The organism is Micromonospora sp. FIMYZ51 (genome assembly GCF_038246755.1).
Classification (GTDB): Bacteria; Actinomycetota; Actinomycetes; order Mycobacteriales; family Micromonosporaceae; genus Micromonospora.
Window position 1 is genome coordinate 4,230,585 of record NZ_CP134706.1, and the last position, 12,368, is coordinate 4,242,952.

General features: G+C 70.3%; 10 protein-coding genes and 1 pseudogene. 5 read left to right on the forward strand and 6 right to left on the reverse strand.

The genetic code is table 11. From position 1 onward, the window contains the following. Positions 1 to 29 precede the first annotated feature (29 nt). Entirely contained in the window at positions 30 to 329 is a 300-nt protein-coding gene (locus tag QQG74_RS19265) for a BON domain-containing protein (protein WP_341721289.1), read from the forward strand. Between the two features lie 118 nt (positions 330 to 447). Here QQG74_RS19265 and QQG74_RS19270 read toward each other — a convergent pair whose 3' ends face one another. Beyond that, a complete protein-coding gene (locus tag QQG74_RS19270; protein ID WP_341716155.1) occupies positions 448 to 990 on the reverse strand; it encodes an STAS domain-containing protein in 543 nt (180 codons plus the stop codon). Between the two features lie 210 nt (positions 991 to 1,200). Here QQG74_RS19270 and QQG74_RS19275 point away from each other — a divergent pair, with 210 nt between their 5' ends. Then, complete coding sequence (locus tag QQG74_RS19275) at positions 1,201 to 2,307, forward strand: L-dopachrome tautomerase-related protein (RefSeq protein WP_341721290.1); 1,107 nt, start codon at positions 1,201 to 1,203, stop codon at positions 2,305 to 2,307. Positions 2,308 to 2,414: 107 nt separating this feature from the next. Then, complete coding sequence (locus QQG74_RS19280) at positions 2,415 to 2,585, forward strand: hypothetical protein (protein ID WP_341716156.1); 171 nt, start codon at positions 2,415 to 2,417, stop codon at positions 2,583 to 2,585. A gap of 7 nt (positions 2,586 to 2,592) precedes the next feature. On the opposite strand, the gene QQG74_RS19285 is transcribed toward QQG74_RS19280, so the two are convergent. Continuing rightward, on the reverse strand, positions 2,593 to 4,185 hold the full coding sequence (locus tag QQG74_RS19285; RefSeq protein WP_341716157.1) for a glycosyltransferase 87 family protein: 1,593 nt from the start codon (positions 4,183 to 4,185) through the stop codon (positions 2,593 to 2,595). 194 nt (positions 4,186 to 4,379) lie between these two features. Here QQG74_RS19285 and QQG74_RS19290 point away from each other — a divergent pair, with 194 nt between their 5' ends. Both QQG74_RS19290 and QQG74_RS19295 read left to right on the forward strand, forming a co-directional pair. Next, positions 4,380 to 5,753 carry a PHB depolymerase family esterase gene (locus tag QQG74_RS19290; RefSeq protein ID WP_341716158.1) on the forward strand — a complete coding sequence of 458 codons (1,374 nt, stop codon included), beginning with the start codon at positions 4,380 to 4,382 and terminating at the stop codon, positions 5,751 to 5,753. 113 nt (positions 5,754 to 5,866) lie between these two features. Further along, positions 5,867 to 7,477, forward strand: a complete 1,611-nt coding sequence (locus QQG74_RS19295; RefSeq protein ID WP_341716159.1) for an RICIN domain-containing protein — start codon at positions 5,867 to 5,869, stop codon at positions 7,475 to 7,477. Positions 7,478 to 7,579: 102 nt separating this feature from the next. Here the strand turns inward: QQG74_RS19295 and QQG74_RS19300 are convergent, their stop codons facing one another. The 4 genes and pseudogenes from QQG74_RS19300 to QQG74_RS19315 form a co-directional block, all read right to left on the reverse strand. Then, the gene (locus QQG74_RS19300; RefSeq protein ID WP_341716160.1) at positions 7,580 to 8,173 is read right to left on the reverse strand and encodes a sugar O-acetyltransferase; all 594 of its coding nucleotides are present in this window, start codon (positions 8,171 to 8,173) and stop codon (positions 7,580 to 7,582) included. A 107-nt stretch (positions 8,174 to 8,280) separates the two neighbouring features. Further along, positions 8,281 to 9,737, reverse strand: a pseudogene (locus tag QQG74_RS19305) (endo-1,4-beta-xylanase). A gap of 262 nt (positions 9,738 to 9,999) precedes the next feature. Further along, the gene (locus tag QQG74_RS19310; RefSeq protein WP_341716161.1) at positions 10,000 to 11,034 is read right to left on the reverse strand and encodes an acetylxylan esterase; all 1,035 of its coding nucleotides are present in this window, start codon (positions 11,032 to 11,034) and stop codon (positions 10,000 to 10,002) included. A gap of 24 nt (positions 11,035 to 11,058) precedes the next feature. Continuing rightward, complete coding sequence (locus tag QQG74_RS19315; RefSeq protein ID WP_341716162.1) at positions 11,059 to 12,090, reverse strand: substrate-binding domain-containing protein; 1,032 nt, start codon at positions 12,088 to 12,090, stop codon at positions 11,059 to 11,061. Between the last annotated feature and the right edge of the window lie 278 nt (positions 12,091 to 12,368).

A 12,368-nucleotide genomic window follows, 5' to 3' on the forward strand; every position in this document is an offset into this window, starting at 1 on the left:
CATCGACGACGAAGGAGACCGCTGTGGTGATGCCGTGGCCCTGGCCCATGCCCGACGACCACTCCTTCCGAGCGCTCTGGGACGAGCCGCAGGGGCACGACGAGGACGTCCGTCTCGCCGCCCTGGTCGCCCAACGACTCAGCGCCGACTGGACGACCCGGCGGCAGCAGATCACGGTAATGGTGCAGAACCGGGTCGTGATCCTCACCGGCCTGGTGGCCGGGGCCGAGACCCGGCGCGCCGCCGGTGAGCTGGCCTGGGACGTCGAGGGCGTACTCGATGTCTGCAACGCTCTGCGGCTGGCCGGTCACCGGCGCGGTCGCCGCTGACCTCCGGTCCGCCCGCGCCGCCCGGCACCGGTGGCGCGGGCGGACCGGCTCCTGCCGCTGAGATGGCGGGACGTCGCGTTGGCGCCGCCGCTGGCGGCCCCTCCGGCGGCGCGGGTGGTTACTGCGGCCGGTTCTCCAGCAGGGCGAACGCCTCGGCCCGGCTGCCGGCGACGCAGAAGACCTCGGCGAGGCGGGTGGCCTGGAAGACCTGCCGGATCAGCGGCGAGATCGTCACGACGCAGAGCCGCGCGCCGCGCTCGGCGGCGTGGCGATGGGCGCGGGCGAGCAACCCGAGGGCGGTGGAGTCGACCAGATCGGTGCGACCCAGGTCGACGACCACGTGACCGCCCATGTCGGCGGCGTGCCGGAGCGCCTGCCGCAGGGTGTCGCCGGTGTCGAGGTCGACATCACCGGCGACGGTCACCACCGTGACGCCGTCGACGTGCTCGATGCCGAGGATGCCGCCGGGTACGCCGCCGGTGGCCGGCCCGCAGTGGGCGCACCGGTGTGGTCCGGCGGCGAGCGGCGAGCCGCTCCAACCGTGCTCGGCGAGCAGGGTCCAGGCCACCTCGCCGTCGGACGGCACGCGGGGACCGGCGACGGTGTCACCGCAGCTGTCACAGGTCAAAGTGACCAGGTGATCGTCCAAGGCGACGGCCATGGCGTGCTCCTTCCCAACGTCGAGTGATCGGTCCCCCACCCTGCACCGGTCAGGTGGCGGAGACCGCGCGGGCAGATGACGGTTAAGTGACGAATTGATGTCCTGGTCCTTGGGTCGGATGCCCGACCGCCGACGCCAAACACGCCGCTCACCTAGGAATATGACGTAAGGGATTGATTCGATTACGTTACGCGACTGGAGGTGGCGGAGATGTGGACCCGGCTACCCACCGACGAACCCGTCGGCACTCTGGAGCTCGTCCACCGGTTCCGTGGGCCGATGCCGACCGGGGTGACCGTCGCACACCGGGGACGAATCTTCGTCAACTTCCCCCGGTGGGGTGACGAGGTGCCCGCGACCGTCGTCGAGTTGCGCCGTGGGCGCGAGATTCCCTATCCCGACCTGCGCTGGAACACGCCGTCCGGCAACGACGACCCGTCGGCTTTCGTGTCGGTGCAGAGTGTCGTGGTCGACCCCGCCGACCGGCTCTGGGCGCTCGACACCGGCAGCCCGTTGTTCGCGCCCACCACGCCCGGTGGTCCGAAACTGGTCCGGATCAATCTCACGACCGACACCGTCGAGCAGGTGATCACCTTCCCGCCCGACGTGGTGCTGCCCACGTCGTACCTCAACGATGTGCGGTTCGACCTGCGGCGCGGCGAGGCCGGGCTGGCATACCTCACCGATAGCGCCGACGCTGCCCCGAACGCCATCATCGTGGTGGACCTGGCGACCGGGGCGTCGTGGCGCCGACTGAACGACCACCCGTCCACCAAGGCGGAACCGCTCGCGGACTTCCGGCCGGTGGTCGAGGGCCGTCCGTTCCTGGTCCGTCCGCCGGACGGGCCGGCGCAGCCGGTGGGCGTCGGTGCCGACGGCATCGCCATCTCCGCCGACGGCGCCCGCCTGTACTACTGCGCCCTCGCCTCGCGGCGCTGGTACAGCGTCGCCACCGACGCGCTTGCCGATCCGGCGCTCGACCCGGACGAGGTCGCCGCGACAGTCGTCGACGAGGGTGACAAGGGCGGTGGCGCCGACGGGCTGGAGTCCGACGACGCCGGCCGGCTCTACCTCACCAACTACGAGCACAACGCGGTGCTGCGTCGGCGCCCGGACGGCGGGTACGAGACGGTCGTGCACGACCCGCGACTGCTCTGGCCGGACACGTTGAGTGTGGCCACCAACCGGCACCTGTATGTCATCGCCAACCAGGTGCACCGGCAGCCACCGTTCAACCGCGGCCGGGACCTGCGCCGCAAGCCGTACGCGCTGTTCCGCACCCGGATCGACGCCGGACCGGTACTGCTGCGGCCCTGACCCGGCCGGCGCACCCGATCGGGTGGTCGCGACGGCCGCCCGCAGTGCGGTGGCGGACCCGCCCCGTAGCGTCGGGAAGCAGTGGCCACGAGGTGAGGAGCGGGTCGGTGACCGAGCCGGAGGAAGACCGCGAGAAGAGCGCGAAGACCGATCCCGTGCTGTTCTCCCCCGACGGCGACCCGCACCACAACCTGGCTCAGGCGGCGCAGCCCGACGAACACCTGCCGCCGCGGTTCATCCACGACGGCGAGACCGAGATCGTCGACGACGAGCAGTAGCGCCGGCTCAGTCGTGCCGGGCCAGGGCGGCGGTCAACTCGTCGTCGTAGCTGGCAAGTTGACGCCCGTCCGCGGCGTACGCGATCAACCGCCCGTGGATCATGGTCGCCGACCGGAACGAGAAGGTCCGGACGCCCGGGTAGGCCGCCAGCAGCGGGATGGCGCGTGGTGGGCCGCCGGGGGCGGAGTGGTATTCGAGCCGGTCCACCTGCTCGGAGACCACACCGTTGACGCGTACCTTCGTCTTCTCGCTGCGGGTGTCGAAGGTGACCGGAGCGGCGGTGCCGAAGTCGGCGCACTCGGCCGGGCCCCGGCAGACGAAGAAGTAGCGCGGGTTGACCAGCTCCGCCGGACCGTACGCCTTGAAGGTGGGATCGGCCCCGGCGGGCAGCGGCTGCACCGCGAAGAACGCCAGGACGCCGGCAGCGGCGACGCCCACCCGCAGCCAGGCCCGCCGCAGCGCGGCCCGGCGGGCCGGCCGGGCGACGACCGCGACCGTGCCGAAGCCGGCCAGGCAGAGCAGACAGACGCCGAGCGTACGGGCGTTCTCGAAGAGGAACTGCACGCCGGGTCGCATCGAGACCGGCCCCAGCACCACTCCCAGGGAGAGCAGCATGCTGGTCAGCAGCGCGGCACCGGCCACCCGCCGGGTGACCCCGGCGGCGCCGATCAGCAGCATCGCGGCAAGCACCGGCCAGACCTGGTGATGCGTCCAGGAGACCGGGGACGCGGCCACGGTGGCACAGCCGACGAGCACCGTCGCCTGCCCGGTACGTCCCTGCCCGGCCAGTTGCCGGGCCCGGAGCAGGGCCACCGCACAGACGACGGCCACCAGCGCCGCCCAGACCAGTGGCAACGCGGCATCGGGCAGGCCGAGGCGGAGCAGCATGCCGTGCACGGACTGGTTGCCCAGCGACGCCAGGTTGCCGATCCGGGAGGTCTGGGTCACCGTGCCCGCCCAGTAGGTCAGGCTCTCGGTGGGCAGCACGATGAGGGCGAGCGCGCCACACGCGACGAACGTGGCGCCCGCGCGGGCGGCGTCGCGGTACCGACCGCAGACCAGGAAGTAGGCCACGAACAGCAGCGGGGTGAGCTTGATCGCCGCCGCCACCCCGATCAGCATCCCGCGTACCCGCGACGGCCGACCCATGCCGTCGAGCAGCGCCAGGAGCACGAGGAAGATGCTCACCTGGCCGAAGCGCAGGTTGCTCTGCACCGGTGCGGAGAGCATCAACACCACGGCCACCGCCGCCACCGCCATCGGGCGGCCGGCGCGCCCGGTGGCCAGCGCGCGACCGACGGGTACGGCGAGGGCGACCACGGCCGCGCAGGTCGCCACCATCCAGGCCGCCTCGACCACACCGAGCGGCACGGTGGTGATCGGCCAGAGCACGAGTGCCGCGAACGGCGGGTAGGTGAACGGCCCGCCGTTGGCGGCCACGTACTCGTAGAGCGGGCGACCGGCGCGCAGGTCGACCAGGGCACCGTGATAGATGTGCAGGTCGGACAGGCGATCCGGGCGGCGCAGCACCAGGGCGACGGAGACCAGGGCGGCCACCGCGAAAGCGACCCACAGCAGCACCAACCGACGATCCCGCATGGACCGAGAATAGGCAACGGACGTCGATCCCGACGCCCCCGCGCGGCCGGCGGCGTCCCAAGGTCAGCTGACGCCTTGCCGCGAGCCCCCGCCGACACTGACAATCATCTATGTTCCTGAGCCGGACGAGATCGGGCGCCGGGCAGCCCTCGATCGGAACACCGCCCTGTCCAACTCCGTCCGGAGGACATTTCATGAGCAAGACGATCAGACTGTGGTGCGCCGCCCTGGCGGCCGTCGCCCTGACCGCGCTGGCCGCGCTCTCGGTGCCGGGTCCGGCGTCGGCGGCGACGCTTACCGAGGTGACCAACTTCGGCACCAACCCCAGCAACCTGCGCATGCACCTGTACGTGCCGGACCGGGTCGCACCCCGACCCGGGCTACTGGTCGTGGTCCACTACTGCACCGGCAGCGGACCCGCGATGCACACCGGCACCCAGTTCGCCTCGCTTGCCGACCAGTACGGCTACCTCGTGGTCTACCCGTCGGTGACCCGCAGCAGCCGCTGCTTCGACGTCTCCTCGCCGCAGGCCCTGCGCCGGGGCGGCGGCAGCGACCCGGTGGGCATCATGTCGATGGTGGACTACGTGCGGGCGCGCTATCCCGTCGACCCGGCCCGGATCTTCGCCACCGGAACGTCCTCGGGCGCGATGATGACAAACGTCCTGCTCGGGCTCTATCCGGACGTGTTCGCCGCCGGTGCCGCCTTCGCCGGCGTGCCGTTCGGTTGCTTCGCCACCACGAACGGTTCGGAATGGAACAGCGAGTGCGCCAACGGGCAGGTCATCCGCACCCCGCAGCAGTGGGGTGACCTGGTGCGCAACGCGTACCCGGGCTACACCGGCCCGCGACCGCGGATGCAGATCTGGCACGGCACCAACGACGACACCCTGCGCTACCCGAACTTCGGCGAGCAGGTCAAGCAGTGGACCAACCTGCACGGGCTGAGCCAGACGCCGACCTTCACCGACAGCCCGCAGTCGGGCTACACCCGCACCCGCTACGGCAGTTCCGGAGGCAACGCTCCGGTCGAGGCGATCAGCATGCAGGGCGTGACGCACAACCTGCCGGTCGACGCCGCCCAGGCCGTCCGCTTCTTCGGCCTCAACTCCCCGACGCCGACGTCGTCGCCGACCCCGACGTCGAGCCCCACCCCGTCACCGAGCCCGACGTCGTCACCGGGCCCCACCCCGTCGCCGACGGTGACCCCGACCAGCACTCCGCCGCCGAGCCCGACCCTGCCACCGGGCACCGGATGCCGGGTCGGTTACACGGTCAACGCCTGGAACACCGGGCTGACCGCCTCGGTGACCATCACCAACACCGGCCCCACCAGCGTGAACGGCTGGAGCCTGGCGTTCACCCTGCCCGGCGGGCAGAGCATCACCAACGGCTGGAACGCGACGTACTCGCCGACCTCCGGCGCGGTGACCGCACGCAACGTCTCCTACAACGGCACCATCGCCCCGAACGCCTCGACCACCATCGGCTTCCAGGCCAACCACAGCGGCAACACCGCCAGCCCGACCTCGTTCACCCTGAACGGAAACCCCTGCTCGATCGGCTGACCCCCGGAACCACAAATCCGCGCTGCTCTATATATTTGGCTGGAAAGCGCTTGCCCCGTCCCGGTCTCCAGCGGGCAGGCGCGCCACCACCGACCCGTACCGGAGGAACCCGCATGCTGTTCCGGACAAGGACCCGACGACCACGCCGCTGGCTGGCCGTCGCCGGCACGCTGGCCATGCTCGGCGCCGCCACGGCGGTCGCCGCGCCAAGCGCGCTGGCCGCCACCGTCGACCCCAACGCCACATACGTGATCGTCAACCGACACAGTGGCAAGGCGATGGACGTGTGGAACTGGTCCACCGCCGACAACGCCCCGATCAACCAGTACGCCCGCAACGACGCCGCGGTGCAGCAGTGGCGCTTCGTCGACGTCGGCGGCGGCTACTACCAGATCCGCTCGGTGCACAGTGGCAAGGTCCTCGAACTGCCAAACGCCACCGACGGCGTACAACTGGTGCAGAACGCCTCGGCCAGCGGCAACAACCGCCAGCACTTCCGGCTGGCGGACTCCGATGCCGGCCACGTCCGCTTCATCAACCGGCACTCGAACAAGGCGCTGGACGTCTGGGGTTGGTCCACCGCCGACGGTGGCATGATCTCCCAGTACCAGGACGTCAACGGCGCCAACCAGCAGTGGCAGCTGATCGCCCTCGGCGGCGGCAACGGCGGCACCGGCTGCGGCAGCGGCGCCTTCCAGGCCGAGGCTGTGCTCAGCGGCGGCACGTGGACCGCCCGCAACGGCGGCAGCACGGTCTACACCGGCGGCGACATGCGGGCGGCCGTGCAGGCGGCGGTGAACAGCCTCAGCGCCGGGCGCACCAGCAAGCAGCGGGTCGTGGTACGCGGCTCCGGCTCGATCAGCGCCGGATCCCGGATCTCACTGCCCAGCTACACCACGATCGACGTGTGCGGCACGATAAACGTGACCGGCTCCGGCAGCGGCGACCAGGCACCTATCTACTCCCGCGGCACCACCCAGGTCGAGGTGCAGCACCTCACCGTCACCGGTTCCCCGTTGTACGGCATCTTCCTGCGCAACGTCACCGACGTGGTGCTCGGTCAGATCGACATGCGGCTCTCCGGCGGACTGGGCGTACGCATCGACAACCGGGGTGACACCAGTCAGTGGACCCGCAACGTACGCATCGACAACGTGTACGTCTCCGGCGCCAGTTCGCACGCGGTGGAGACGTACGGGGTGGACGGGTTGACCGTCGGCACCGTCACCGCCCGCAACGTCGGTGAGTCGGGGCTGCTGCTCAACCAGACCATCAACGCCACGGTGACCACTGTCGACGCCGAGAACGCCGGCAGCGGCACCGGGTACGCCGCCTTCCGGATCGCCAACCGGGCCGGCCGGATCGGCTCCGGCTACCCGACCAACATCCGGGTCGGCACCGTACGGGCGCGCGGCGGTGGCCGGGGCATCTTCTGCGTCTCGGAGTCCGGCGGGCTCGCGGTCAACCGGGTGGACATCGCCAACACCGGCAACAACGCGATCCTGCTGGAGAACTGCTACGGCGTGGACATCGCCGCGGGTGGCGGCACGATCAGCGGCGGCGGTGAGGTGCGGCTGGCCGCCCGCACCGAGTTCCCCGGCAACCGGGATCTGACCCTGCGCAACTTCACGCTGGTCAACAACCGGATCCTGGAGAACCCCTGCACCACCAACCTGACCATCAGCAACATCACCCTAAACAACGCCACCATAACCCGCTGCTAACCCCACCCCCCACCCCTCCCCTCCCCTCCCCCACCCTCCCCTCCCTGTTGATCATGAGGTTAGCGGCACTAGTTGATCTTCAAACTGCCGCCAACCTCATGATCAACGGGGTAGAAGGTGCCTGCGCTGGACGGCGCTTGTTGGTGTGACCAGGCTTAGCGGCGGCACATCCTTCGCGACAACGGCGCCCGCGCCGACGACCGAGCCCCGACCGATTGTCACTCCGGGGGTGACCGTGGCTGCGGCGCCGATCCACACGTCATCCTCGATGACGATGGGCGCGTGCGTGATGAAGTCGTACCGCTCGTTGAGCTCGACGGGGTGCCCGGCCGTGCTCAGAGTCACTCGGGGACCAATCAGGACGCGATCCCCGATGGTGATGCCGCCGTAGTCGAGGAGAAAGCATCCCTGGTTGATGAAGACCCGCTCGCCGAACGACGTTCCGAGCCCATAGTCGCAGTAGAACGGCGGCAGGATGGAGAGCGAGCCGGGGATGGGGCCACCGAAGATCTCGGCGAGCACCGTTCTGCGCGCGTCAAGGTCGTCAAACGGCAACGCGTTGAGGCGCGCGGTCAGGTTCATGACGAGCTGTACGCGCTCCGCGAAGGCTCGGGATTCCGGCGTCCGTGTTCGTAGCCGTTGCTCGTTGCGCACCAGGCATCTTGGCACGGCGGGCAGCGCACCGTTGGCCGCCATGGCGGTCAGGCGATCGATCCGGGTGCCGGCGCGGGCCAGTGGGGCTGAGGCGTTAAGAAGGGCCCCTTCCTATGCACGAGGCGTTAGGAAGGGGCCCTTCCTTTCACTTAGCTGCCGGAGCAGGTGGGGGTGGCGGAGGGACCGGTGCCGGTGCCCTGGAAGCCGAACTCGGTGGTGGTTCCAGCGTTGACGGTGCCGTTGTAGCTGACGTTGCGGAAGGTGACGTTGCCGCTGTTACCGGACGCCTGGGCATTCCAGGTGTTGGTGACACTGCTGCCACCGGGCAGCGCCAGGCCCACCGACCAGCCGTTGAGGTTGGCGGAGCCGGCGGTGACCCGGATTGTGGCGACGTAGCCGCCGTTCCACTGGTTCAGCGAGACGGTGGCGGTGCAGCCGTTGCCGCCGGGCGGCGGAGTCGTCGTCGGCGGCGGGGGCGGGGTGGTGGTGGGCGGCGGGGCGCGGTGGTGGTCGGCGGCGGGGGCGCCGTGGTGGTGGGCGGCGGCGGGTTGGTGCCGCCCGCGTTCAACGCCTCCAGGGTGGCGTTGTACGCCTGCTTCTTGTTGCCGTTGTTGTCGAAGAGCAGCGGGGTGCCGTAGGAGCGCCAGGAGTCGCTGTCCCGGATGCCCCACACGGTGATGCCGTTGCAGCGCGGCACCGCGAGGCAGTCCTGGACCACCCGGCGGTACGTGTCGGCCTGCTGGGTGCCGGAGCCCTCGATGTCCAGCTCGGTGATCTGCACGTCCACCCCGAGGGCGGCGAAGCTGGAAAGCGTGGTGCGGTAGTTGCTGTTGTACGCCGACTGCGCGTTGAAGTGCGACTGGAACCCGACGCAGTCGATCGGCACGCCCCGCTGCTTGAAGTCGCGCACCATCCGGTAGACGGCCTGGGTCTTGGCCCAGGTCCAGTTGTCGGTGTTGTAGTCGTTGTAGCACAGCTTGGCGCCCGGGTCGGCGGCCCGCGCAGCGCGGAACGCCGCCTCGATCCAGTCGTCACCGGTGCGCTGGAGGTTCGAGTTGCGCCGGGCTCCGTTGTTGCCGTCGTCGAAGGCCTCGTTCACCACGTCCCACGAGTCGATCTTGCCCCGGTAGTAGGTGGCGACCTGGGTGACGTGGTTGAGCATGGCCGAGCGCAGCGCTTGCCCCTCCATCCGCTCCATCCAGGAGGGCTGCTGCGAGTGCCAGGCCAGAGTGTGGCCCCGAACCTTCCAACCCCGGGAGAGGGCGTGGTTGACGATCCGGTCCGCGGTGCCGTAGGTGAAGACGCCCTGCTGCGGCTCGAGTGCGTTGATCTTCATCTCGTTCTCGGCGGTGACCGAGTTGAATTCGCGGTTGAGGATGCCCACGTAGGTGGAGTCGCTCAGCTTGTGCGCCGCGATCGCGGCCCCGAAGTACCGGCCGCTTTCCGCTGCGGCGGCACCCAGAGTGGTCGCCGCGCTTGCGCTGGAGGCCGTCACCACCACGCTGGCGGCGGCGAGAGAGACACCGACCACGGCCGAGATCAGCGCGGAGCGTGATCGCAGTCGGGTCGCCGGACGCCCGCTGGCGCGGGCGAACGCGTTGTTCATGGCATGAGCCTTTCGACGAAGCCGTGCTGATGGGAAGCCGGCCCCGACTACCGCCCAGCACGGTGGCCTTCCGTCACTCGCGCGGTCGCCCGGATGCCGCGCAAGCCGGTGCACTCAGCCGGCCACCATGAGTAGATCGAGGCTGTTCTATCGAAAACAGTATCGAAACACGTCCGTAAGCTCAACGTGCCCCGACCGTCTTCTGCGCGACCGGCGCACGCCACCGCGCCGGCTCGATCCGCAGTAAACCACAGCCGACTCCTCAGCCGGCCGTTATCGGAACGGCCGGAAGTTTCGGACCGTCCGCCGACTCGGTGAGCAGCGCGGCCAACCAGCTCAGCTGACGTCGGACGTGGGTGGCGTCGCCGTGCTCGTGACCGTTGAACGGGTACACGTGCATGCTCCGCGCCGGTGCCGGGCCGCCACTGGCCGCGCCGTACTGGTTGTACGCGGCGAAGCCGGTGCTCGGCGGGCAGACCATGTCGCGCAGCCCGATCCCGAAGTGTGCCGGCGCGGTGGCGCGACGCGCGAAGCAGACCCCGTCCATGTAGGACAGGGTGTGGCGCACCGCCGCTTCGACGTCCCGGTTGACCGCGAGGTAGTTGACGATCTCGCCGTACACGCCGACCTCGGTGATCTCGATGGCCCGTTGCAGGTGACAGAGGAACGGCGCGGTGGCAAGCACGGCGGCGAGATCCGGCACCAACCCGGCGACCGCGAGCGCCAGCCCGCCGCCCTGACTGTTGCCCGCGACGACCACCCGCTGCGGGTCGACGCCCGGCAGGGCACGGGCCGCCTGGACCGCCCGCACCGCGTCGGTGATCAACCGGCGGTAGTAGTAGCCCTGCGGCGACAGGATGCCCCGGGTCACCGGGCTGGGCCCGCCCGGCGCGCTGCCGTGCGGATCGGCCGTGTCACCCGCGCCGAACTGCCCGGACTGCCCCCGGGCGTCCATCAGCAGGTGCGCGTATCCGGCGACCGGCCAGGTCAACCGCTCGTGCGGCAACCCCCGGCCACGCCCGTAGCCGACGTACTCCACGATCACCGGCAAGCGGCCGTCGACGCCGGCCGGCCGGTGGTACCAGGCCCGGACCGGGTCACCGGCGAAGCCGGCGAAGGTGACGTCCCAGGTGTCGACCAGGCGCAGGTCGGTCGGCTCGGGACGGACGTCGACAAGCACCGGCAGCTTCGCCGCCGAATCCAGGGTGCTCCGCCAGAACCTGTCGAAGTCCGCCGGCTCCGCCACCGTGGGGGCGTAGTCGCGCAGTTGGTCGAGGGGCAGGTCGAAAAGGGGCATGGCTCCTCGCAGGTGGTAGGGCGGTCAGGTACGCCGGGGCGGCGCGGTGCTCTCGCGTACCACCAGCTCGGCGACCAGGTCGATCCGGCTGCTGGGCAGGGTCACCTCCCGCGCGAGATCGAGCAGCATCTTGGCGGCGGTGCCGGCCATGTCGCGCAGCGGCTGGTTGACCGTGGTCAACGCCGGCCCGATCCAGCGGGACAGCGGCAGGTTGTCGTACCCGACCACGGAGACGTCGGCGGGGACGTTGATGCCGAGCTGCCGGGCGGCCCGCAGCACCCCCACCGCCTGTAGGTCGGAGCCGGCGAAGATCGCCGTCGGCCGGTCCGGCCCGGTCAACAGCTCCATGCCCTGGCGGTAGCCGGCGTCGGTGTGGAAGTTGCCGGAGCGGACCAGCCGGGGATCGACGGGTACGGCGAACTCCTCGTGGGCGCAGCGGAAGCCCGCGGTGCGCGCCCGCGCGCAGAGCACGTCCCGGGGGCCGGAGATGATCGCGATCCGGCGGTGCCCGAGTTCCAGCAGGTGGCGGGTGGCGAGCAGGCCACCGTTCCAGTTGTTCGAGCCCACCGTGGGTACCGAGGCCGCACTGGCGCTGTCGGTGTCGACCACGACAACCGGGATCGCCTGGCGCCGCAACTGCTGTCGCTGCTGGCCGGTCAGGTTGCACATGACCAGCACGACCCCGAGCGGACGCCGGCCGATCACCGCGTCGAGCCAGGACTGCGGCGGCCGGCGGGCACCGCCCAGTTGCGACAGCACCACGTTGAGCCGCTCGGCGGCGGCCACGGCCTCGACCCCGCGGATGATCTCCAGCGCCCAGTCGGAGCCGAACTCGTGGAACACCAGGTCGATCTGGCCGTCGGCGGTCGTACGTCGAGCGCGGCGGCGGTAGCGGTGCCGTTCCAGGCTGGCCTCGACGCGCGCCCGGGTGCCGGCCGCGACGTCCGCCCGGCCGTTGAGGACCTTCGAGACCGTCGCCGACGAGACGCCGACCTCCCGCGCGATCGTCGCGATCGTCGCGGAGCCGAACGCCGTCGGCGGGCGGTCTGCGGTCATCGGAATCCCTGGAACCGGTCGGCGAAAATTTCGGGGAACTGTAGCACGCTGGCAACCTTTGCCGATGACACCGGTCGATGGCGAGGCGGCCACGGCCAGGCGACAGGAAATCGCTTGCCAGCTCCGCATCACCCGCGTGGTCAGTGTCTTTCCGGCTCTTGACACGGATTCATCAACGCCTTTAGGTTCCGGACACAGGTGTCGATCTGGTTTCCGAAATTTTCGATAACCGCCGTGCCGCACGGTGGTCGTTCCCACGTCGTCGTGACGGCGACTGG

Excerpts from the sequence above, each read along its gene's own strand:
- QQG74_RS19265 (WP_341721289.1), top strand. The coding sequence starts at position 30 with ATGCCGTGGCCCTGGCCCATGCCCGACGACCACTCCTTCCGAGCGCTC.
- QQG74_RS19270 (WP_341716155.1), bottom strand. The coding sequence starts at position 990 with ATGGCCGTCGCCTTGGACGATCACCTGGTCACTTTGACCTGTGACAGC.
- QQG74_RS19275 (WP_341721290.1), top strand. The coding sequence starts at position 1,201 with ATGTGGACCCGGCTACCCACCGACGAACCCGTCGGCACTCTGGAGCTC.
- QQG74_RS19285 (WP_341716157.1), bottom strand. The coding sequence starts at position 4,185 with ATGCGGGATCGTCGGTTGGTGCTGCTGTGGGTCGCTTTCGCGGTGGCC.
- QQG74_RS19290 (WP_341716158.1), top strand. The coding sequence starts at position 4,380 with ATGAGCAAGACGATCAGACTGTGGTGCGCCGCCCTGGCGGCCGTCGCC.
- QQG74_RS19295 (WP_341716159.1), top strand. The coding sequence starts at position 5,867 with ATGCTGTTCCGGACAAGGACCCGACGACCACGCCGCTGGCTGGCCGTC.
- QQG74_RS19300 (WP_341716160.1), bottom strand. The coding sequence starts at position 8,173 with ATGGCGGCCAACGGTGCGCTGCCCGCCGTGCCAAGATGCCTGGTGCGC.
- QQG74_RS19310 (WP_341716161.1), bottom strand. The coding sequence starts at position 11,034 with ATGCCCCTTTTCGACCTGCCCCTCGACCAACTGCGCGACTACGCCCCC.
- QQG74_RS19315 (WP_341716162.1), bottom strand. The coding sequence starts at position 12,090 with ATGACCGCAGACCGCCCGCCGACGGCGTTCGGCTCCGCGACGATCGCG.